The sequence below is a fragment of the Ensifer adhaerens genome, assembly GCF_000697965.2.
Lineage (GTDB): Bacteria > Pseudomonadota > Alphaproteobacteria > Rhizobiales > Rhizobiaceae > Ensifer > Ensifer adhaerens.
Map to the genome: position 1 here is coordinate 44837 of NZ_CP015882.1, position 21198 is coordinate 66034.

Here is a 21198-nt window from a genome sequence, read left to right on the forward strand (position 1 = left end):
GATTGAACGATAACTAGTTCGGCGAAGTAGAAGCGGTGTGAGGCACTTCTTGCGCCTTCACAGCAGCGCGCACCAAAGCGTCGTGTGCCCTGAAGGTCAGGCACTCTCTTGCTGATCCATTGCTCCAAGCCCTCCAATCGCTAATTTGGACGACAACGGTCCCGCTGTCCGGGTAGACGTGGACGAACTGGCCGTCCCGACCGATCGCAGTGAAGTCCGAGTGTCCGCGTCGTCGCCACCAGAAGTATCGGTACTCCAAAGGGCACCCGATGTTCTGATAGCGGTTCTCGAGGTCGATCGCGTCGTCGTCGACTGTGTTTGTTCTGGTTGCTATATCGAACCATGCCTCCGGAACAATTTGACTACGGCCCACTCTTCCTTTGTTCAGAACGAACACGCCAAATCGTGCGAGATCGCCGGCTTCGGCTTTGAAGCAGCATGGTCCGATCGCAGTTCCGTCCCCGTCAACGCCCCACGACGCGTCGCCTTGTGCGCCTATGGCGGACCAGATGCCTTTCGCGAGGAAATCAGTGAGGGAGGATGGGGCCACCATGCGCTCCGCAACGAGGGCGACGACCGCCGCATCCAGAGCCGAGTAGTTGAAGCTCTCGTCGCCGTCCTCATTTCGCGCTCGATAGCGCCTCGCGAAGTCCCGAACGTTCATCTTGAGGTTTCGCACATCTAGACTGAACTGGTTCGCATCGGAGAACAGCCCGTGCCAGCCCAACTCATTCCAACGGACTCCGGAGCGCATGCGTAAAACGTCTTGCAATGGCACGTTTGCGTACGCGCTTGGGGGAGGAACGTGCATTCGCTCCACAAACCTACCTACAGGCATCTTCAAGATCCGCCTGAAATCGTCGCGCGTTCTTGCCCCGTAGCGAGTGGCGATCGCATGTCCGATCAAGGTTGAGGTAATCGCCTTTGTTACCGAAGCGATGCCGTAGCGTCGGGTCGGCTCATTGATCGCCCCCCTTTCGGGGCAGAAGCCATCGTCGCGATTGAAGTATTCCAGGAGGAGGCTGCCTTTCTGCACCACTAGCAAAGCGCACACGCGTGCGTACTGCACAAACGTGTTTAGATCACATCGTTTAGATGGCGTGACGTCGCACTCGAATGAGACCTGTTTGATTTCCGCTCCGCGCGCAAAGGAGGAAGCTGACATTGGACGATGTATTTTGTCGTTCTCAGTGGCTGCTGCAGATCGAGTGCCGCTTACAAGGATAGCGCATAGGAGTAAGGCTGCTGACAGCGCAAGCGAACATGCGCGGCGCGAAGTAAGTCCTCTCATCTGGGCGACACCCTCACCGAATCGACCTCAAGTACGTCCGTGCTGGGCATGTAGTCCCGGTAGTGTCCGATCTTGAATTTCGTCTTGATCTTCGTGCCCGGCTTCGGCACGTAGCCAATCTTCCCGGATACCCGCACGATGAACCGACCGTCCTGATAGACTTCAATGAAGTCGCGCTTCTCTCTTCCTGCTTTGATGAGATAGCGCATCTCCGTCCACCCGGATGAAGGCGCGTCCAGCCACGGGTTCTTTCCATAACGGGCGACGAGCGCACTGGTACACGCATGACCCTCATTCTTCTTAGGGTAGGTCACCTTGCATTTGGACAGTGCTCCTTTCTCCCATTTGAAAGTTTGATTGGGAGCCTTGGCGGATGCGATCAGACACCTGCAGTTTTCATCCTGAACAGTGACATAGAGCACGCCGCCGTCATAACGCTGGGCGAGAAACGGACTGGGGCTCCAGCCGACTCCATATGATGGGAGCGGCTCCTGTTTCCACTGAGCCGTAATCCAGCGCGTCCTGATGGTGGTATCGGGCTTCGAAATGCGGAAAGTAATCACATACTCATGTGCGTCAGCACTGTCATGTTCCAGATTTTTTACGAGACGCAATTCCTGGCGTTGAATGGCCGGGGTGCCGGATTTGAGGATGGTGTAATCCGATAACCCCTGGATGAAGGACGGCCCGAGGTCATCCGGGAAATCTTCGTCGTGTTGAAAGGTTGACCCGCTTATTGCGGTCTTGGCGCCACTGGTTGCAGCATTACACTTAATTTGCTCGCTTTTTTCGCATTCATTGTCCGCTATCGACGGATCAACCGTAATCTGTGCGTGCTTGTCGCCAACCTCTTGGGGGTCAGAACCGAAGGTCACCGGCCGGTTTTGGTCAATCTGGCAACCACACCAACTCTTACCGAGACTGCCAGCGGCAAAGTCTTCCGAAAAATCGGTTGCGTATGAAACCGAAAACGTGGCTCCGAATAACGCTGATAAAACAATCAACCGCATCTGTGTCCCCAATGCCAGTTGAAATTTTCCATGAGCATGCGTTAAAACACGCAACTTGTCGAGGCGGGAATTCCCCGCATGCAACTACATTTTGTGCTGCTCCGCACTGAGGAAGGCCATGGGTCTCGAACATCTGGGAGAAATAGCGCTCCGAATAGGAGAGGTTCTGACGGGAAAAGGCGATGATCTTCTCGGAGCGAAGGTCCTCGATGTCGATCTCGCTTCGAACCGCAAGTGCGCTCGTCTTTTCGACCGCCAGCAGATAGCGCTCGTGCGCGATCGAAAAGAAGCGCAAGGACCCGATGTTTTCGACCGGACGGATGAAGCCGAGATTTATCTGGCCGTTCTCCAGTCCGCGAATGATGTCGCTGGTCGAGCCGCGCGTCACATGAAGCACCACATCGGGAAACTTACGGCCGATACGCGATAGAAACGCTGGCAACACCCCTATTGTCGCTGGATAGACGGTTCCGATCTTTCCTCCGGCCAGGCGCTTCGGCATGCTCGATAGACTGCTTGGTTGGCGAGAGAAACCCGGGCTTTCTCGAACCGGGCTTTTCAGAATAGAATCTCAAGCGGAACTCGAGGGGAAGTCCATGCTGGTTGAGTACGACGATCTGGATGGTTTCGGATTGGCGGAACTGGTGAAGGCCGGGGGCGTGTCAGCTCTTGAGCTGGTAGAGACAGCAATCGCAAGGATCGAAACTCGAAATCCGGCTCTCAACGCCGTTGTTCTCACCTTGCTCGAACAGGCCCGGAGCGCAGCATCCACTGTGGATGTCAGTGCGCCTTTCGCAGGCGTTCCATTTCTGATGAAAGACCTTCTGTCCGCGGTAGAGGGTGTGCCCACATCTCATGGCAACCGCCATTGGGCGAAGCTTGCCGCCGGCGGCGATTCCGAAATCGTGAAGCGCTGGAAGAAGGCAGGGTTGATCATCCTCGGCAAGACCAACACCCCTGAGTTCGGGCTGACGCCTTATACAGAATCCGAAACCTTCGGCCCGGCTCGGAACCCATGGGACCTCGAGCGCACGCCGGGCGGCTCCAGCGGCGGTTCAGGAGCGGCAGTCGCAGCTCGCATCGTGCCGCTCGCCTCTGGGGGTGACGGTGGCGGCTCGATCCGGATCCCGGCATCGGCCTGTGGGGTGTTTGGGATGAAACCAACGCGCGGCCGCACCCCGTCTGGCCCCTATATCGGAGAGCCTTGGGCGGGTTTTGCCGTCGAGCATGTACTGACCCGGTCGGTGCGCGACTCGGCCGCTTTGCTCGACTATGTGCAGGGACCCGACGTGGGTGCGCCGCACTATCTGTCGCCCTCCTCGGGCTCATTCCTCGATGCCGTCAGAGGGCCGCCCCGAAAACTACGTATCGCGGTTTCCTCAGCGCCGATGCTCGGTGGTAAAGTCGAACCGGAGGTCCTTGCCGCATTTGCTGACGCGACGAAGCTGCTCTCCGAACTTGGTCACGAGATCGTCGAGGTAGCACCCCAAGTCGATGCGGAGGCATTCTCACTATCATTTCTCACCGTGCTTGCCGCGGAACTGCGCGTGGAGATGGAGGACGCGGCCAAAGCGGCCGGTGTCCCGATCAGGGTCGAGGACTTCGACGCTTCCACGATTGGCATGGGCCTGCTTGGACAGGCTTTCTCCGCAAGCGATCTTGCAAAGGCCCTGCGCTACCTCAAGCTGGCAGCGCGCGGCGTCAGTTCCTTCTTCGAGACCCATGACGCACTCATGACGCCAGTGCTTTCACGCTTGCCCCCGCCGATCGGGGCGCTCCAGCCTTCCCGTCATGAGAAGACGATCATCCGTGCGATCGGCCGCGCCAAGGCCGGTTGGTTGCTTCGAAAGCTTGGGATTGCCGAACGACTTGCCGCAGACACGTTCGCCTTCATGCCTTGGACGCCGGTGTTCAACGTGACCGGACAGCCTGCAATGTCGGTCCCGCTTTTCTGGACGGACGGCGGTTTGCCGATCGGCACGCATTTCGTCGGCCGCTTCGGCGATGAGGCAACATTGTTCCAACTCGCTAGCCAACTTGAACGGGCGCGACCATGGTCTGACCGCAAGCCGCCTCTTTGCAGGTGAAGGAGGATGCGACCGCTTGACGGAGATCGCAGGCGTGTAAAATCGCATGATGTATCGTCTGGAGCGCCCCGGCTAAGAGCAAGTGCGGCCAAGAGGCTACATATCGTTTTTCCAAGGAATTTCTCTGTTGCCCAAACAGGTGAACGCTCTCTTGAAGCGACACGCGGCGCCGTAGCGCACAGAGCGACGATGCGAGGCGTTGCAATCAATCGAATTCGATGACGAAACTGTGGGTGGAATCCGTCGCCGGCATATCCGCCCACGTCTCCAGCCGAACCGACTTCATGTCGTGCTTTCCTTCAATACCCACGAAGTACATGCCGACGTCATCGCCTGGATTGTCTTCGTTCGGTGAACCTTCCAGCCACTTTGTGAATGTCAGTGCCTCACCGGTGACCCAACGCCAGCCGCCCCTGGGTTCGCGACCGCCTTCATCTTGGATCAAACCGATCCAGGGACCAAACTTGTGAGAATATCCGTCGTTAAAGTTGGTGAAGAAAAAGCGATCTTCCTTGCTGATGAGCGAAGTCACAAAATCGTTCTCCTCCTTCGAGCCGATTGTGGCGAGGTGACCACCACAGCGCTTGGCAGCCATATTCGCCGAGTTCCACGTTTCCCATTGCGCCTGTATCACCAGGTATATGTGGCCCCTGAACGAGCCGTAGACCTTCTCCTGCCATGGGTCGCAGTCAATGGCCTTCCAGACGCGCTGATCGGTTTCGAGGCCGACAAAATCCTTCGGTAGATACCGCCGCGCTTTGGGCGAAGAATAAAGACCGTCGGCAGCACTGACCACATTGATGCCAAGCGCCTTGGCGGTCGATTCACCAAAATAGCCCGTTTCCGTAAGTCCAGCGGATTTCTGGTAGCCGGTTATGGCCCTTCGGGTCTGCGCACCGAACACTCCGTCGGCGCTTCCCGTGTCGTAGCCCTTCGCGGCAAGGGCCAGCTGGATCTCGGTTCGCTTGGCCTTGTCAGGGACAAGTTCGTTCTCGCGTTCCTGCGGCGTTGACGACGACGGGGAAGAAGCCGCCTCAGGCTGCATCACCGCCAGCATCTGCCGAGCGACATCGGCGCTTTCGCCATCGCGATGTTTTGCGAGAAAGAACGTCCATATACGCGCAGTGTTGATCCGCAGCGCCTTCTGAAAATCTGCCTCGGCCGCCACAGTTTTCGGATCTGTCACCGGGGCGGCAACTGGTGCCTGCTCCGATTGTTGCAAGGCAGGCCCGAAATAGAATTCGAGCGAGAGCGAAGACAGGATCTGCGGCGATTGCTTGCCGGCAGTTGCCTCTCTCACGTCGCGGATGACCCGCTTGAACGCTGTCCCAATCTCAAGGCCTGGGCTCGCCAGGTGGCTGACGAGCGCCTGAGTGAATGGCGAATTCTCGCCGCGTCCGTCAGATGCGACTTGCCCGGGTGCCGCTGCAAAGGCGACCATGGTGCCGGCACTTTCCGTCTCAATCGGGGCCAGTCCCCGCGTCGCAAGGCTTCGGGTTGCACCTTCGATTTCTTCGTTGAGCCGGTTGGCAAGCGGATTGTTGCGGCAGGCGTCCAGAAAGACGAGCGCGATCTTTGCCTTCGTCTCGATCGCACGCACCACATCGGCAAGTGCGAGGGTCTCGGCATGAACGTCGAATTCGTTCGCAAGCTTGGCGTTGGTGGCGACGAGATAATTTTCGCCGCGAAGCTGCATGCCGTGACCGGCATAGTAAAAAAGCGCTACGTCGTTTGCCGCTATTCTGCGCGAAAAGCGCGAGACCGCTTCGGCCAACTGGCTGCGGTTCACGTCGATAACGATGTCAGCATCAAATCCTTGGGCGGAGAGGAACGCTCCGAACGCGCGCGCGTCGCGAGAGGCGTTTGGAAGCGAACCGGCGGCTTCGTATGTCGAGTTTCCAATGACGAGCGCCAGGCGTCGACCGCTTTCGGCTGCAAACGCATCAGTGGACGCGATCAGAGTGAGTGCAAGCAGGGATAACCATGAAAACCACATTCGCATCGTGCTCGCCTCTCCCCAAGGCCGTCACAGAATCGAACGTTTGATATCGCTTGAATATTCCCCGCAACCGGCGGACTGGGGTATTCGCTTCAATTGGCTGCTACTCGATATTGCATATTAGCAATTGGTGTTGTTTGGGCAAGCACCCGCATGCCGCTCGCCAAGAGGATCGCATTGACGACCTATCAGGCCTCATTCAACTAAGTTGCAGACAATATTCTTGTGAAAAACCGTTCCTTGGGGCACAATTTATAAACGCAACTGAAACGGCGGCGCTCCCTGAAATCCGGCCATCAAGCGCCGCGGAATAGTTCGCGCGGGAGAGGCTGCGTCATGGGCCAGGGGTTCTTCCTTCTGTTTGCTGCGGGGGCCGTCGTTACCGCCCTTACAGTCGTCCTGGCACGGAACCCTGTTCATAGCGCATTGGCGCTGATGGCATGTTTCCTGCAAATCTCGGCAATCTTTGTCCTGCTTGAAGCACCACTGCTGGCAGTGGTGCAGATCTTCGTCTATGTCGGCGCCATCATGGTCCTCTTCCTGTTCGTGATCATGATGATCGACGTGCGCGAAGCGGTACTGCAGCGTTTTGTGCCCGGGCGAAATCTGCCCGCACTGACCCTCCTCGTCCTGCTTGGGGTCGAGATGCTTGCGCTTGTGCTCTGGAGTGGCCGCTTTTCGGCGGTTGAGCCCGTCGCGTCGCGCGGCGGTGACCAGGTGAGGCAGCTGAGCACGGTGCTTTTCGCCGATTATCTCCTGCCGTTCGAAGTCGCTTCGATCATCCTTCTGGCGGCACTCGTTGGTGCCATCGTGCTCGCCCGGAAGGAGACCGGGTGATGGTTCCGCTCTGGTGGTACATTTCGCTCGCCGTGATCCTCTTCGTGATCGGAGCCGCGGGTGTGCTGCTGAGGCGCAATATCCTGGTCGTGTTGATGTCGCTGGAGCTTATGCTCAACTCGGTCAACATCAATTTCATCGCCTTTGGACGGTACTACGGTGACTTTCGCGGGCAGATCTTCGCGATCTTCGTCATCGCCATCACCGCGGCGGAAGTTGCCGTCGCCCTCGGCATTCTGGTCGCCCTCGTGAGGAACAAGCCCACCCTCAAGATCGACGACATGACGACGATGAAAGGATAGCGGCTTGGAACCGGTGCTTTCAATCCGGCCGCTACTTGCCGTCGCCGTCGCAGGACTGGCGGCACTTGCAGTTCTGCTATTGAACAAGCACGACAAAATCCGGGACGCCGTCTCGCCGCTTGCCGCGGTCGTCATGTTCGCGATCGTCATCTCGATGGCACCCACGGTGCTTTCGGGTGGTACTCTTAACCTCCGCCTGTTCGAGATCCTGCCGGGCATCGCCTTCGCCTTCCGGGTCGATGCGCTCGGCATGGTGTTTGCCACCGTGTCGTCGCTCCTGTGGATCGTCGCAGCGGTCTATTCCATCGGCTACATGCGGCACCTGAACGAGCACGCGCAGACCCGCTTCTTCGCCTGCTTTGCCACCAGTCTCGCCGCCGCCGTCGGGGGGGCGTTTGCGGCCAATCTGTTCACTCTGGTGATCTTCTACGAGGTTTTGAGCCTCGTGACCTATCCGCTCGTCTACCACCACGAGGACGAAGAGGCCTGGGCAGGCAGCCGAAAGTATCTCGTCTACCTGATGGGCGCATCGAAAAGCGTGCTTCTTGCCGCGCTGGCGCTGACCTACCAGATTGCCGGATCGCTCGACTTTGTCCCGGTGGGCCTGCTGGCGAAAGTGGACGCTTCGGCGCCGCTGCTGACGGTTGTCTATTTCTGCTACCTTTTCGGCTTCGCCAAGGCCGCCGTGATGCCGATGCACGCCTGGCTGCCCGCCGCAATGGTTGCACCGACGCCGGTGAGCGCGCTCTTGCATGCAGTGGCCGTGGTTAAGATGGGCGTGTTTTGCGTGTTGCGGTTGGTGTTCGATGTCTTCGGCGTGGATCTGGTCGCAAGGCTGGGGCTCGGCATCGCAACGGCCTATCTCGTCTCCTTCACCATCCTTATGGCGTCGATCTATGCTCTGACCCGCGACGACCTGAAGGCGCGGCTTGCCTATTCGACGGTGAGCCAGCTCTCTTACGTGGTGCTGGGTGCTGTGCTTTTGTCTCCGGTCGCGATGATCGGCGGCATCATTCATATCGCCGTGCACGCCTTCTCCAAGATCACGCTCTTCTTCTGCGCCGGATCGATCTACTGCGCCTCGGGAAAACGCAACATCAGCGACATGGCCGGCATCGGCCGCCGGCTGCCCTGGACGATGGGAGCCTTCTTCGTCGCTTCGCTGAGCATGATCGGCGTGCCGCCAACTGCGGGCTTCGTCAGCAAGTGGTATCTTGCGCTCGGTTCGGTCGAAGCAGGCGAGATGGCTTTCCTCGTCGTCCTCTTGGCAAGCTCGGTCCTCAACGCCGCCTACTTCCTGCCGGTGAGCTATATCGCCTTTTTCGGAACAGAGGCTCCGGGAGGAGCAGAGCCTGTCCGTGAAATTCCGCTGGTAACGATCCCGCTCGTGGCGACCGCTGCCCTGTCGGTGCTGATGGGCATCTTCCCCGGCTATTTCATCGCCTTGGCGGAAGGAGTGGTCAGATGATCAGGCACATCGTCGATTTCTTTGGCGACGAGCGCTATGCGCGGCCTCGCCGCCGGTTGTTTTATCTCGTGCTCGTTCTGATCGTCGTCGCCGATTTCCTGGTTCCGCGCGAACACGCCGAATATCTGTGGGACCGCTTGCCCGGCTGGTCGACGGCTTATGGTTTCGGGTCCTGCGTGCTCATCATTTTCGTTTCCAAGTTCCTCGGCCACCAAGTCGGCCTCATGCGGCGCGAGGACTACTATGATTGACTTCGTCCATCCCGGCATCCTGCTCATTCTCGGCGCCGTGCCGATCCCGTTCCTGAAGGGATCGGTCCGCAAGGTCTTTCTGGTGCTCGTTCCTGCTCTTGCCATCGTCGCGGTGTTGACGATGGAGCCAGGCAGTTATGGCGCGGCGCGCGTCTTCGGGCAGGAAATCCTGTTTGCAAAGGTCGACAAGCTCAGCATCGTCTTTGCCACCGTCTTCACCATCATGGCGCTGATCGGCATGGTTTACGCGCTGCATCTGCCGCGTGCAGGTCAGCATGTGGCGGCCTTCGTCTATGTCGGCAGCGCGCTGGGCGTGGTGTTTGCCGGTGACTATCTGACGCTCTACCTCTTCTGGGAGGGCATGGCGTTTGCCTCGGCCTATCTGGTCTTTGCGCAAGGGGGCGAACGCGCGATCCGTGCGGCCTTCCGCTATCTGATGGTGCACGTCACGGGCGGCGTCGCTCTGCTTGGTGGCATCGTGCTCCACGGTTTCGCCGCCGGTTCGTTGCTCTTCGGTCCGATCGCCGGAGGCGGTGCCGCGGGAGCAACGGATATTGGCGGCTATCTGATCCTCGCCGGCTTTTTGCTGAATGCTGCGGTGCCGCCGCTAAACGCCTGGCTAACGGACGCCTATCCCGAAGCGACCGTCACAGGGGCGGTGTTCATGAGCGCCTTCACCACCAAGACGGCCGTCTACGTGCTGGCGCGCGCATTCCCGGGGACCGAGCTTCTCGTCTGGCTCGGTGCTGTGATGGCACTCTATGGCGTCATCTATGCGGTGTTGGAAAACGACTGTCGGCGGCTGCTTGCCTATCACATCGTCAGCCAGGTGGGTTACATGGTGGCGGGCATCGGGATCGGCACTGAAATGGCTTTAAACGGAGCCACCAGCCACGCCTTCGCACACATCCTTTACAAGGCGCTTCTCTTCATGGGGGCAGGGGCGGTGGTTGAGGTCACCGGACGGCGGAAACTGACCGAGCTCGGCGGGCTCTACAAAGCCATGCCGCTGACGGTCGCGCTCTATATGGTTGGCGCCTTCGCGATCTCAGCCTTTCCGTTCTTCTCGGGTTTCGTCACCAAGTCGATGGTGATCGCCGCCGCCGATCAGGATCACAGGGCACTGGTGGTTCTGGTACTCACGATGGCATCGGCGGGCACGTTCCTGCACACGGGCCTCAAGCTGCCCTACTACATGTTTTTCGGGCCTGATCGAAAGCTGGAGGCGCGCGAGCCGCCCAGCAACATGCTGGTTGCGATGGGCATGGCGGCACTGCTTTGCATCGCGATTGGCGTGTTCCCGGGACCGCTCTATGCGCTCCTTCCCTATCCGGTCGCCTTCGAGCCCTATACGGGCGCGCATGTCACCGAGAGCCTCGGTCTGCTGATGTTTACCGCACTGGGCTTCGTGCTCTTCCTGAAAGCGCTCGATCCGGAAAATACCATCAGCATCGATACGGACTGGTTCTACCGCAAGGGGGCACGAGCCTTCCTGTGGCTCGCCGAGAAACCGCTGGCGCGATACGAAAAGGCAGTGAGCAATGTGTCAGACTCTGTGGTCCTGCCGCTCCTGCACGGGACGGCGCGCGCCGGACTGCGGGTGGATCTTAACGGCGTCGATGCGGCGGTGAACGGGCTTGCCCGCGCCATCCTTGCTGGCGGCGGCGCGTTGCGGCGGTTGCAGACCGGCATGGTCACCCACTACGCGCTGGCGATGATCGCCGGCGTGATCGCGGCGATCACTGTTTTTGCCGTCGTGTGGCAGTAGGGGGTGTGATGGCGTTCCCGCTGCTCAGCCTGATCGTCTTCGTACCGGCCGCCGGGGCGGCGGTCGTGATGCTTCTGCGCAGCGACGAGGCGGTGCGGTGGGCAGCACTCGGCTTCACCTTGCTCGACGTGGCGCTCGCCATTGCGATGCTGTCCGGTTTTAATACCGGGAGCTCAGAGATGCAGTTTGTCGAGAAGCACCCGTGGGTGCCGGCGCTTAGCATAACCTTTGCGCTCGGCGTCGACGGGATCAGCGCGCTCTTCGTGTTCCTGACCGCGCTTTTGGGCTCTGTCTCGGTGCTCGCCTCATGGATCGCCATCGACCGCAAAGTTAAGCAGTTCATGGTCTGCCTGCTCGCCATGCAGACCCTGATGTTGGGTGTATTCACGGCGCTCGACCTTTTTCTGTTCTATGTCTGCTGGGAGGCGATGCTGATCCCGATGTACCTGATCATCGGGGTCTGGGGCGGCGATGGCCGGGTCTATGCGGCGTTCAAGTTCTTCCTCTACACCCTGGCGGGCAGCCTCCTGTTCCTGATCGGCGTCATCGTTCTTTACTTCGAGGGGGGCAGGACGTTCGACATCCTCGCCTTGATGGCACTCGATCTGCCGTTCGACATTCAATCCTGGCTGTTTTTTGCCTTCCTCGTCGCATTCGCGGTCAAGGTGCCGATGGTCCCGCTCCATACCTGGCTGCCGGACGCCCATGTGCAGGCTCCGACGGCTGGCAGCATCATCCTTGCCGGTGTACTCCTGAAGATGGGGGCCTATGGGTTCCTGAGGTTCTCGCTGCCGATGCTGCCAGAGGCTTCAGTCTATTATTCGACTTTGATGATGGCACTCTCGGCACTCGCGATCGTTTATGGCGGGCTGCTTGCCCTGGCGCAGGACGATTTGAAGAAGCTGGTGGCGTATTCCAGCATCAGCCATATGGGCTTCGTGACGCTTGGGATTTTTGCCCTCAACCCGCTCGGCCTTCAAGGCAGCATCCTGCAGATGTTCAATCACGGCGTGACGACCGGCGCGCTCTTTCTGTTCGTCGGCCTGATCTACGAGCGCACCCATTCCCGCAGCATCGCCGACTATGGCGGCTTGATGAAGGTGGCTCCCGTTTACACCGGATTCCTGGCGCTGTTCGTGCTGTCGTCGATGGCGTTGCCGGGAACGAACGCGTTCGTGGGCGAGTTGCTGGTTCTGTCGGGCGGGTTTGCGGCCAACCTCACGCTTGGCGCAGTCGCCGTATTGGGCGCATTGCTGAGCGCGGCCTATCTGCTTGGCATGTACCGGAAGGTCGCGCTCGGTCCGGCGACCGTCGGCGCGCGGTTCAAGGTTCGTGACGTCAACGGCCGCGAACTGGTGGCGATCCTGCCGCTCGCCGTCTTCGTGCTTTGGGTCGGCTTCTACCCCAAGCCCTTTCTCGCCATCATCGACAGCTCGGTCACGCATCTTTTGCAGCAGGTCCACGACAGGGGGAACGGGCCATGACCGCCGCAGCGCTCCTTGCGTCGATCCTTGTAAGCCTGCCCGAAATCATCGTGATTGTCGGGTCCTCAATCCTGTTGATTGGCGGACAACTCCTGCCGAAGGGAAAGGACGCTCTTCTTGTGTGGGCGTCGGTCGCGGTCGTGCTGCTTGCCGCCCTGGCGACATTCACGCTGTCAGGAGGGGCAGAGCCGGCTTATGCGGGCATGTTCGTCGCCGACCCCTTCTCCATCTTCTTCAAATCGCTGTTCTACCTGTCGATCCTGCTCACGTTCCTGCTCTCGCGAAACTATGCCGATATCGAAGGGATCGGCGGCAGCGAATACTATGTCCTGCTGCTGCTTGCGCTTGCCGGCATGATGATCATGGCGTCTGCGACCGATCTCCTGTCGATCTATGTTGGCCTCGAACTGATGGTGCTGTGCACCTACGTGCTGACCGGCTTCCTTCGGCGTCAACAACGCTCAAACGAGGCGGCACTGAAATACGTCATCCTTGGCGCCGTCTCGACCGGGATTTTTCTTTATGGTGTTTCGCTGGTCTATGGCCTTACCGGCACGACGCAGCTGGATCGGATGGCGGCGGCAGTCGGCAATGATCCGCTCGATCAGGGCTTGCTGCTTGCGGTGGTCTTCATCGTCGCGGGGCTGGTCTTCAAGATTGGCGCGGTGCCGTTTCATATGTGGGTGCCGGATGTCTACGAGGGTGCCCCGACGACGATTACCGCCTTCATGTCCGTCGGGCCCAAGGCGGCAGGGTTTGCGGTGATCCTCAGGGTGTTCCTCAACCCGTTGGTCGCAAGCTCCAACGTCTGGATCATATTGGCCGTTATCGCGGTGGTGACGATGGCGCTCGGAAGTTTCGTGGCGCTGGTGCAGGATAACTTCAAGCGCCTGCTCGCCTATTCCAGTATCGCCCATGCCGGCTTTGCCATTTTGGGCATCGTGGCCGGCGGTGCGGACGGGATCGCCAGCGTGATGCTCTACCTTCTGATTTACACCTTCATGAACCTCGGTATCTTCGGCGCCGTCATCATGATGCGCAACGGCAATTTCTCGGGCGAAGTCATTGAGGACTATTCCGGCTTCGCCAAGCTGCATCCGGGGCTGGCACTGTTGATGTTGCTCTATCTGTTTTCGCTGGCGGGCATTCCACCGACGGCAGGCTTCTTTGCCAAGTTCTACGTGCTGGTCGCGCTCGTCGAGCGTGGTTTCGTCCTTTTGGCCGTGATAGCGGTGCTCCTGAGCGCCGTCGCCGCCTATTTCTACATTCGCATCGTCATGGTGATGTTCATGCGCGAACCGGTGCGGGCGTTCGAGCCAGCCCTGACGCCTCTCGTTGGCATTACTCTTGCCGTCACCGCCGCCGGCACGATTGGCATCGGCCTGTTTCCGGCGTGGTTTCTGAAGCTCGCCCAGCAGTCGGCCTTCGGCGGCTGAGCGATCGCATTTGCATTGGCCTATCCGACAGAATAAACTAGCAGTTTAGGAAAGGAATGCCCAAAGTCGCTTCTACTGGGCGACCGCGTTACCGGCCCGAAAGAGCCGATCGCGGCTTGACCAACGCCCCGATGGGTGACCGGGCTGCGCGATATGTCTGCAGCGGATTTCCTGCCGGTTCTTTTCATGATCGCCGGAATTGTTCTGGTGGTGGGGGCGACGCTTTTTGTTTCCTCGCTGTTGCGGCCGTCCAATCCCTATCCCGAAAAGAACATGCCCTATGAATGCGGCATGGACCCGGCAGGCGAGGCAGCCGGGGGACGCTTCAGGGTGCAGTTCTTTATTCTCGCGATCCTCCTGGTCGTCTTTGATGTCGAGGCGATGTTTCTCTTCCCCTGGGCAGTCGTCCTCAAAGAGATTGGTCTCGTCGCTTATCTCGAAATGTTTGTCTTCATCGTGCTGCTTCTCGTGGGTTTTGCCTACGCCTGGCTGAAGGGAGCGCTGGAATGGGAGGAGTAGGAAACACGATCCAGGACAGCGTGCTGTTCACCACGGCCGAGAGCGTCATCAATTGGAGCCGAAGGTCGGCGCTGTGGCCCGAGACCTTCGGCATCGCCTGCTGTGCCATCGAAATGATCTCGGCGGGGTGCGCGCGCTACGATCTCGACCGGTTCGGCGTGGTGTTCCGCCCGTCACCGCGCCAGTCCGACGTGATGATCATCGCCGGCACGGTGACCCGCAAGTTCGCGCCCGTCGTGCGCCGGCTTTACGACCAGATGCCGGAGCCACGCTGGGTGATTGCCATGGGTACCTGCGCCATTTCAGGGGGCGTCTACAACACCTATGCGGTGGTGCAAGGGTCTGAAACCTTCGTGCCGGTCGATGTGCATGTGCCCGGATGTCCGCCACGGCCCGAGGCGCTGATGCATGGCTTCCTGCTATTGCAAGAAAAGATCAAGAAGTCCCGCGCGCTCGCCGGAACACCTCTCGATCGGGTGGGGGCATCATGAGTGTCGAACCGTCTCTCAATCGCGCTTTGATCCTGGAGCGCTTCGGGGAAACGATCGAGGATCTCGGGACTGCGCATGGCATTGACGTCTTCGTGGTTCCGCCCGAAAAGATCGTCGAATTCTGCCGGTTCCTGAAGGACCAACCCGAGTTCAGGTTCAACTTCCTTTCCGACATCTGCGGCGTTGACCATTATCCCGAAACGCCGCGCTTTGAGGCGGTGTACCATCTCTATTCGCTGCCCAACCGCTGGCGTGTCCGCATCAAGTGTCGACTTGGCGATCCGCCCGAGATTCCCTCGGTCACCGGGGTCTGGCGCACGGCCAACTGGCACGAGCGCGAAGCCTGGGACATGTATGGCATCCGGTTCCAGGGTCATCCTGACTTGCGCCGGATCTATATGTGGGAGGGCTTCGAGGGCTTTCCCCAGCGCAAGGACTTCCCGCTTAAGGGGTACAAGGACAAGCTGAACCCCTTTGGGGCCGAAGGTCCGCCGCCGACCCAGCCCGACCTCGCCACGCGGAACATTCCATAGGAGGAAAGGTGCGGGCGGTTTCCTTTTGGACCGATCCGAAATCACATGAACCACGGAGACCGATCGATACCGGAAAGTTGAGATGACTGAAGTCACCGAGCTCACGAGGCCGGAAGGAGAAGCGCTCAACAGCAAGGAAGTGCTTCTCAATCTCGGACCCCAACACCCCAGCACCCATGGGGTCCTCCGGCTCGTGCTCGAACTGGACGGCGAGTATGTCAAGCGGGTGGACCCCCATATCGGCTACCTGCATCGCGGCACGGAAAAACTGGCAGAAAGCTTTACCTATACGCAGATCTTCCCGCTGACCGACAGGCTCGACTACCTCTGCCCGCCCTCGAACAACCTGGCCTTCGCGCTCGCGGTGGAGAAGCTGCTCGGCATCGAGGCCCCGATCCGGGCGCAATATATCCGCGTGATGATGGCGGAACTCGCGCGCATCTCCGGTCATCTTTTGATCACCGGCGCGCTGCCGATGGATCTCGGCGCCATGACCGCGCTGCTTTACGTCATGCGCGAGCGCGAAATGATCATGGATCTCCTCGAAATGGTCACCGGCGCGCGCATGCACACCTCCTTCTGCCGGGTCGGTGGCGTTCGCGAGGACCTGCCTGATGGGTTCTTCCCAAAGATCAGGGAGTTCTGCGACATCTTCCCAAACCGCATCCGCGACTATGAGCGGCTGCTCGAAGACAACAGGGTGTTCCTCAAACGCACTCAAGGGATCGGCGTCATCACCGCCGAAGACGCCATCGATCTCGGCCTCAGCGGTCCGAACCTGCGTGCTTCCGGCGTCGACTGGGACATCCGTCGTGACGAGCCCTACGAAATTTACGACCGGCTCGATTTCAATGTCATCACGCGCGACGAAGGCGATTGTTATGCGCGCTGGCGCTGCCGGGTCGATGAGATGCGTGAAAGCATGCGGATCATCGAACAATGCATTGAGCAGATGCCGGAGGGGCCGTTCCAGGTCGACATGCCGACGATCGCTTTCCCCGTCGACAAGGACCGCGTGCATTGCTCGATGGAGGCCCTGATCCAGCATTTCGACCTGTCGGCGTATGGCTTCAGCGTGCCGAAGGGCGAGGTCTATTCGGCAATCGAGGCACCTAAGGGCGAGCTCGGCTTCTACATCATCAGCGACGGATCGCCGAAACCGTTCCGCATGAAGGTGAGGGCTCCTTCGTTCGTCAACCTTCAAGGTGTCTTCGGCGTCACCAACGCCCGCTATCTGGCGGACATGATCGCCGTGCTCGGCAGCCTCGATCCTGTAATGGCGGAGGTCGACAAGTAGCGGAGATTTGGACGTGATGGCGATGCGCGAGAAGATCGAACAGGCGGCGGCGCGGTATCCCGACCAGCGCTCGGCGATCATGCCGGCACTTTTGATCGCGCAGCGCGAACATGGCCATCTGCCCGGCCCGGTGCTGGAAGAAGTCGCCGACATCCTCGGCGTCGAACGGATCTGGGTCTACGAGCTCGCAACCTTCTACACGCTCTTCCATACCGAGCCAGTGGGAAAGTTCCACCTGCAGCTCTGCGACAACGTATCCTGCATGCTGCGCCGATCCGAGGATCTGCTGACGCATCTGGAGAACGTGCTCGGGATCAAGAAGGGAGGCACGACCGGGGATGGGCTGTTCACGCTCTCGACCGTCGAATGCCTCGGCGCCTGTGAAATGGCTCCGGTCATGCAGGTCGGCGACGACTATCACGGCAATCTCGACATCGAGCGGATCGACGCGCTGCTTGCCCGGCTGCGCGCCATGGTTCCGCACGCGGCCGGCGCCGATCTCGCTGCCGTCGAACCGCCGGGGGAATAACCATGTACGAACCGGTTCTTTTGAAGAATGTGAACGTGCAGGATGGGCATCTTCTTTCGACATATGAGGCCGGCGGCGGCTACCGAGGGCTTCACAAAGCCCTCAAGGAACATACGCCCGACGAGATCATCGATCTCGTCAAGAGATCGAACCTGCGTGGCCGCGGCGGAGCCGGGTTTCCGACCGGCATGAAGTGGAGTTTCGTCCCCAAGCGGGCCGACAAGCCGAAGTATCTCTGCTGTAACGCCGACGAAGGGGAGCCTGGCACCTTCAAGGACCGGATCGTCATGGAGCGCGACCCGCACCAATTGGTCGAAGGCATGGCGATCAGCGCCTATGCGATCGGAGCCGAGGTCGCCTATGTCTACATTCGCGGCGAGTATGTGCTGGCGATCAGGCGGCTGGAACAGGCGATTGCCGAGGCCAAAGCCAAAGGCTATCTCGGAACAGGGATACTGGGCTCGGACTTCAATTTCGTCGTCCACGTCCATTGCGGTGCTGGTGCCTATATCTGTGGCGAAGAGACCGCGATGCTCGACTCGCTCGAGGGCAAGAGGGCACAGCCGCGCCTGAAGCCGCCATTTCCAGCCGTTGCGGGGCTCTATGCCAGCCCGACCGTCATCAACAATGTCGAGACGCTGGTCTGCGTGCCGCATATCGTGGCGCGGGGCCCTGACTGGTTCCGCGGTATCGGACCCGAAAAGAGCCCAGGCCCGAAGCTCTACTGCGTCAGCGGACAGGTGCGCATGCCCGGCCTCTACGAGCTTCCGATGGGGATCCCGCTTCGAGAACTGGTCGAGGACCATGCCGGCGGGCCGCCGGCCGGTCGCAAGATCAAGGCGGTAATACCAGGTGGTGTTTCCGCACCGGTGATCCCGGAGCCGGGCCTGGACGTCGGGATGGACTTTGACTCGCTTGCTGCTGCCGGCACGATGCTGGGTTCGGCAGGCGTGATCGTCGTCGATGACACGACCTGCATGGTCAAGGTCGCCACCCGCATCATCGAGTTCTTTCACCACGAGTCCTGCGGCAAGTGCACACCCTGCCGCGAGGGGTTGAACTGGGTTGTGAAAGTGCTGCGCCGGATCGAGGCGGGCGAGGGCGCCCCCGGCGACATGGAGCAGCTGGACATGCTCTGCAAAGGCATTTTCGGCAATACGTTTTGTGCTTTGGGTGACGGTGCTGCGATGGGGTTGCGGGCCTCGCTTGCGCATTTCCGCGAGGAGTTTGTCGCCCATATCGAGGAGCGGAAGTGTCCGTTCCACTAAGGAGCGCCTAGCGCGGGCGAGTAGGTCATGGTGAGCGTTACGGTCAATGGGCAAACACTGGAGGTCGAGGCCGGCTCGACGGTGTTGCAGGCCGCCCAGCGCTTGGGCATCGAAATTCCGACCTTCTGCTACTTAAAGCGCCTGCCGCCGCTTGCCTCCTGCCGCATGTGTCTCATCGAGATCGAGGGGCTGCGGCGGCTACAGCCGTCCTGCGCCACAGCCGTCACTGAAGGCATGGTCGTGCGAACGGATACGCCACTGATTGATGAAACACGTTCGTCCATGCTGGACATGCTGCTTGCCAACCACCCGCTCGACTGCCCGATCTGCGACAAGGGCGGCGAGTGTGAGCTCCAGGACATGGTGATGGCCTATGGCCCGGGGAGAAGCCGCTTTCATGATCCCAAGCGCGTCTTCCATTCTCGCGACATTCGCCTGAGCCCGGTCGTCATCATGAACGTCAACCGTTGTATCCAGTGCCAGCGCTGCGTGCGCATGTGCGAGGAGGTCGTCGGCGCGGTCGCCCTTGGCACCGTCGAGAAAGGCATGGATACGGCCGTCACCGGCTTTGAGGGCAGTCTTGCCAGTTGCGACCAGTGTGGCAACTGCATCGAAGTCTGTCCGGTCGGCGCGCTGATGAGCTTTCCCTATCGCTATAAGGCTCGGCCCTGGGATCTCGCCGAGGTCGACACGATCTGTCCGCATTGCGGCACGGGATGTCAGTTGACCGTCGGCGCGCGCAAGGGCGAATTCATGCGTGTCCGGTCCAAGGAGGAACACGGCGTCAACCGCGAAACGCTCTGCGCACGCGGCCGTTTCGGCCTTGACTTCATCGAAGGGCATGATCGGATCAAACGACCGATGATCCGCCGCGACGGCACTCTTGTGCCGGTCTCCTGGGACGAATCAGGAGACTATCTGCGCCGGCGGCTAGCAGCGGTCGAAAGCAAGGCTTCCGGCGGACTTGTCTCGCCGCGCCTGCCCAATGAGGTTCTCTATCAGTTCCAAAAGCTCATGCGCACGGTCTTTGCGACCAACAACATCGACAGCTCGTCGCGCTGGTCCACACCCTTCGACGCGCTTGCCCCGCTGATGGCAGGCTACAGTCGTGCACCTTTGACGGACGTGATCGGCGTCGATCACGTGCTTGTTATCGGCGGCAACGTGACCGAGGAAAACCCGGTCACCGAGTATCTGCTGCGGGATGCCGCCAGGCGGCGCGGGACTGGATTACTCATGCTCTCGACGCGACCGTCCCGCCTCGACGCCGATGCTAAGGCTGTGGTTCGTGTATCGCCTGGCGGAGAGGTCGCGAGCCTTGCAGCCGTGGTTGCCGGACTTGCTGCGGCCGTCGGTGACAAACTGTCAGGTGACGCTGTTGCAGAGATCGGCGTGGCAGTCGGCGGCCCGGTGGCTGGCAATGGCGGCGATGGACCGGATCGTCTGGCCGCAGCACTCAACGAAGGCAGCACTGTCACCGTGCTTGTCAGTGTCGACCTCCTGAGATCGTCAGACGCGCGGGGAGCGTTGCAGCAACTCACCAATCTCTTGCAACTGCTTCGCCTCCTCGGCAAGACCCCAGCATTGCAGTTCCTCTTCGACCGCGCCAACCAGCTGGGCGCCTTTGATATGGGGGCCCTGGCGGGCGGCTTGCCGGGGCTGCAGCCGGTTGTCGACGAGACGGCGCGCGCCGCTCTTGCCCGGAACTGGGGCGCCGAAATCCCCCATGGGCCGGGTGGTGACCTCGACGCGATGCTGGATCTCTGCGTGGCTGGGCAAATGGGGGCGCTCTACCTTGTCGGAACTGACCCCCTGGTCTCTTATCCGGACAGGGAGTTCGTGGCGCGGGCACTTGGCGCCGCTGATCTCTTGATCGTGCAGGACAGTTTCCTTAACGAGACGGCCGCACTGGCCGAGGTTGTCTTGCCAGCGGCGGGCTACGGTGAAGAGCCCGGCAGCTTTACCAACAACGAGGGTCGCATCCAGCAGGTCGCCAAGTTCCGGGAACCAGTCTTTGAGGCGCGGGGTAATCTCGCTATCTTCGATTTTGTCGCAGCTGAGCGCGGCCAAATATTGCAGCCTTCGACGCATGTCGCGGTTTTCGATGAGATCGCCCGGCTGATACCGGCCTATCAGGCGCTCACCTGGACCGGACTTGGTGCCGACGGTGCCTTCACGAAAGAAGGCCCGACGCCACCGGCGGAAGCCTTCCATGCACCGCCGACCGTTTCGCAACCGCACGACGGGCTCCTGCTCGTCACCGGCAACTGTCTATTCCACAATGGCTATCTGACCGAGCGTTCGGAGATCCTGAACACGGTCGCCAACGATCCTTATGTCGCGATGAGCGCTGAGGATGCGGCTAAGCTTGGCCTTTCGGACGGCGACCAGGTGGTCGTTCGTTCAACCCGCGGTGAACTGGTAGCGCAGCTCAAGGTCGAAAAGCCGTTTCCCAAGGGTCTTGTCTTTGTTCCCGAAAACTATCGGTCTCTTCGCCTCAACAGCTTGATGAGGCGCGGTGAATACCCGTGTCCGGTTAAGGTTCACAAGGCAGCAACAGCGCACGCAATCGAGGGCACGAACCGGGTCTGGCGAGGAGCATGAGGATTTGCGCCCGAGGCGCCTGCA

Annotated in this window: 18 protein-coding genes and 1 pseudogene; 15 read left to right on the forward strand and 4 right to left on the reverse strand. The window is 60.1% G+C overall.

Translation table 11 applies throughout. The features are described from left to right. Positions 1-13 precede the first annotated feature (13 nt). The 3 genes and pseudogenes from FA04_RS27695 to FA04_RS36000 form a co-directional block, all read right to left on the reverse strand. Entirely contained in the window at positions 14-1165 is a 1152-nt protein-coding gene (locus FA04_RS27695; protein WP_029742531.1) for a serine hydrolase domain-containing protein, read from the reverse strand. Positions 1166-1287: 122 nt separating this feature from the next. After that, entirely contained in the window at positions 1288-2301 is a 1014-nt protein-coding gene (locus FA04_RS27700) for a polysaccharide lyase family protein (RefSeq protein ID WP_034796795.1), read from the reverse strand. A 112-nt stretch (positions 2302-2413) separates the two neighbouring features. Continuing rightward, positions 2414-2779 (reverse strand): annotated as a pseudogene (locus FA04_RS36000) (LysR family substrate-binding domain-containing protein); the annotation flags it as partial. 118 nt (positions 2780-2897) lie between these two features. On the opposite strand from FA04_RS36000, the gene FA04_RS27710 reads away from it, so the two are divergent. Further along, a complete protein-coding gene (locus FA04_RS27710; RefSeq protein WP_034796793.1) occupies positions 2898-4388 on the forward strand; it encodes an amidase in 1491 nt (496 codons plus the stop codon). A gap of 205 nt (positions 4389-4593) precedes the next feature. Here the strand turns inward: FA04_RS27710 and FA04_RS27715 are convergent, their stop codons facing one another. After that, on the reverse strand, positions 4594-6390 hold the full coding sequence (locus FA04_RS27715) for a caspase family protein (RefSeq protein WP_082936592.1): 1797 nt from the start codon (positions 6388-6390) through the stop codon (positions 4594-4596). A gap of 333 nt (positions 6391-6723) precedes the next feature. Between FA04_RS27715 and FA04_RS27720 the strand changes: the two genes are divergently transcribed. The 14 genes from FA04_RS27720 to nuoG all read left to right on the forward strand — a co-directional run bounded on the left by FA04_RS27720 (position 6724) and on the right by nuoG (position 21174). Next, positions 6724-7224, forward strand: a complete 501-nt coding sequence (locus FA04_RS27720) for an NADH-quinone oxidoreductase subunit J family protein (RefSeq protein WP_034796791.1) — start codon at positions 6724-6726, stop codon at positions 7222-7224. Beyond that, complete coding sequence (gene nuoK / locus FA04_RS27725; RefSeq protein ID WP_034796789.1) at positions 7224-7526, forward strand: NADH-quinone oxidoreductase subunit NuoK; 303 nt, start codon at positions 7224-7226, stop codon at positions 7524-7526. Before FA04_RS27720 ends, nuoK begins: the two co-directional genes overlap by 1 nt. A gap of 4 nt (positions 7527-7530) precedes the next feature. Further along, positions 7531-8994 (forward strand): monovalent cation/H+ antiporter subunit D family protein, encoded by a 1464-nt coding sequence (locus tag FA04_RS27730; RefSeq protein WP_034796787.1) that lies wholly within the window; start codon positions 7531-7533, stop codon positions 8992-8994. Further along, a complete protein-coding gene (locus tag FA04_RS27735; RefSeq protein WP_034796785.1) occupies positions 8991-9245 on the forward strand; it encodes a hypothetical protein in 255 nt (84 codons plus the stop codon). The genes FA04_RS27730 and FA04_RS27735 overlap by 4 nt, the downstream gene beginning before the upstream one ends. Further along, complete coding sequence (locus FA04_RS27740; RefSeq protein WP_034796782.1) at positions 9238-11013, forward strand: Na(+)/H(+) antiporter subunit D; 1776 nt, start codon at positions 9238-9240, stop codon at positions 11011-11013. The genes FA04_RS27735 and FA04_RS27740 overlap by 8 nt, the downstream gene beginning before the upstream one ends. Before the next feature lie 8 nt (positions 11014-11021). Then, the gene (locus FA04_RS27745) at positions 11022-12497 is read left to right on the forward strand and encodes a complex I subunit 4 family protein (RefSeq protein WP_034796780.1); all 1476 of its coding nucleotides are present in this window, start codon (positions 11022-11024) and stop codon (positions 12495-12497) included. Next, complete coding sequence (locus FA04_RS27750) at positions 12494-13933, forward strand: NADH-quinone oxidoreductase subunit N (protein ID WP_034796778.1); 1440 nt, start codon at positions 12494-12496, stop codon at positions 13931-13933. The genes FA04_RS27745 and FA04_RS27750 overlap by 4 nt, the downstream gene beginning before the upstream one ends. Positions 13934-14086: 153 nt before the next feature. Continuing rightward, a complete protein-coding gene (locus FA04_RS27755) occupies positions 14087-14452 on the forward strand; it encodes an NADH-quinone oxidoreductase subunit A (RefSeq protein WP_029742550.1) in 366 nt (121 codons plus the stop codon). Next, positions 14440-14943: a NuoB/complex I 20 kDa subunit family protein gene (locus FA04_RS27760; protein ID WP_034796776.1), complete on the forward strand. Its 504-nt coding sequence runs from the start codon at positions 14440-14442 to the stop codon at positions 14941-14943. The genes FA04_RS27755 and FA04_RS27760 overlap by 13 nt, the downstream gene beginning before the upstream one ends. Next, entirely contained in the window at positions 14940-15476 is a 537-nt protein-coding gene (locus FA04_RS27765) for an NADH-quinone oxidoreductase subunit C (protein WP_034796775.1), read from the forward strand. The genes FA04_RS27760 and FA04_RS27765 overlap by 4 nt, the downstream gene beginning before the upstream one ends. Before the next feature lie 82 nt (positions 15477-15558). Beyond that, entirely contained in the window at positions 15559-16773 is a 1215-nt protein-coding gene (gene nuoD / locus FA04_RS27770; RefSeq protein WP_034796774.1) for an NADH dehydrogenase (quinone) subunit D, read from the forward strand. 16 nt (positions 16774-16789) lie between these two features. Beyond that, positions 16790-17302, forward strand: coding sequence for an NADH-quinone oxidoreductase subunit NuoE (nuoE, locus tag FA04_RS27775; RefSeq protein WP_034796773.1), 513 nt, complete (start codon positions 16790-16792; stop codon positions 17300-17302). A gap of 2 nt (positions 17303-17304) precedes the next feature. Then, positions 17305-18570 carry an NADH-quinone oxidoreductase subunit NuoF gene (nuoF, locus tag FA04_RS27780; RefSeq protein ID WP_034796772.1) on the forward strand — a complete coding sequence of 422 codons (1266 nt, stop codon included), beginning with the start codon at positions 17305-17307 and terminating at the stop codon, positions 18568-18570. A gap of 27 nt (positions 18571-18597) precedes the next feature. Beyond that, positions 18598-21174: an NADH-quinone oxidoreductase subunit NuoG gene (nuoG, locus tag FA04_RS27785; RefSeq protein ID WP_034796771.1), complete on the forward strand. Its 2577-nt coding sequence runs from the start codon at positions 18598-18600 to the stop codon at positions 21172-21174. Positions 21175-21198: the final 24 nt, after the last annotated feature.

What these genes read in the sequence shown, in the direction of transcription:
- FA04_RS27715 (WP_082936592.1), bottom strand. Translation starts at nt 6,390, where the DNA reads ATGCGAATGTGGTTTTCATGGTTATCCCTGCTTGCACTCACTCTGATC.
- FA04_RS27745 (WP_034796780.1), top strand. Translation starts at nt 11,022, where the DNA reads ATGGCGTTCCCGCTGCTCAGCCTGATCGTCTTCGTACCGGCCGCCGGG.
- FA04_RS27760 (WP_034796776.1), top strand. Translation starts at nt 14,440, where the DNA reads ATGGGAGGAGTAGGAAACACGATCCAGGACAGCGTGCTGTTCACCACG.
- FA04_RS27755 (WP_029742550.1), top strand. Translation starts at nt 14,087, where the DNA reads ATGTCTGCAGCGGATTTCCTGCCGGTTCTTTTCATGATCGCCGGAATT.
- FA04_RS27720 (WP_034796791.1), top strand. Translation starts at nt 6,724, where the DNA reads ATGGGCCAGGGGTTCTTCCTTCTGTTTGCTGCGGGGGCCGTCGTTACC.
- nuoF (WP_034796772.1), top strand. Translation starts at nt 17,305, where the DNA reads ATGTACGAACCGGTTCTTTTGAAGAATGTGAACGTGCAGGATGGGCAT.
- FA04_RS27710 (WP_034796793.1), top strand. Translation starts at nt 2,898, where the DNA reads ATGCTGGTTGAGTACGACGATCTGGATGGTTTCGGATTGGCGGAACTG.
- nuoK (WP_034796789.1), top strand. Translation starts at nt 7,224, where the DNA reads ATGGTTCCGCTCTGGTGGTACATTTCGCTCGCCGTGATCCTCTTCGTG.
- FA04_RS27735 (WP_034796785.1), top strand. Translation starts at nt 8,991, where the DNA reads ATGATCAGGCACATCGTCGATTTCTTTGGCGACGAGCGCTATGCGCGG.
- nuoE (WP_034796773.1), top strand. Translation starts at nt 16,790, where the DNA reads ATGGCGATGCGCGAGAAGATCGAACAGGCGGCGGCGCGGTATCCCGAC.
- FA04_RS27765 (WP_034796775.1), top strand. Translation starts at nt 14,940, where the DNA reads ATGAGTGTCGAACCGTCTCTCAATCGCGCTTTGATCCTGGAGCGCTTC.
- FA04_RS27740 (WP_034796782.1), top strand. Translation starts at nt 9,238, where the DNA reads ATGATTGACTTCGTCCATCCCGGCATCCTGCTCATTCTCGGCGCCGTG.
- FA04_RS27750 (WP_034796778.1), top strand. Translation starts at nt 12,494, where the DNA reads ATGACCGCCGCAGCGCTCCTTGCGTCGATCCTTGTAAGCCTGCCCGAA.
- nuoD (WP_034796774.1), top strand. Translation starts at nt 15,559, where the DNA reads ATGACTGAAGTCACCGAGCTCACGAGGCCGGAAGGAGAAGCGCTCAAC.
- nuoG (WP_034796771.1), top strand. Translation starts at nt 18,598, where the DNA reads ATGGTGAGCGTTACGGTCAATGGGCAAACACTGGAGGTCGAGGCCGGC.
- FA04_RS27695 (WP_029742531.1), bottom strand. Translation starts at nt 1,165, where the DNA reads ATGTCAGCTTCCTCCTTTGCGCGCGGAGCGGAAATCAAACAGGTCTCA.
- FA04_RS27700 (WP_034796795.1), bottom strand. Translation starts at nt 2,301, where the DNA reads ATGCGGTTGATTGTTTTATCAGCGTTATTCGGAGCCACGTTTTCGGTT.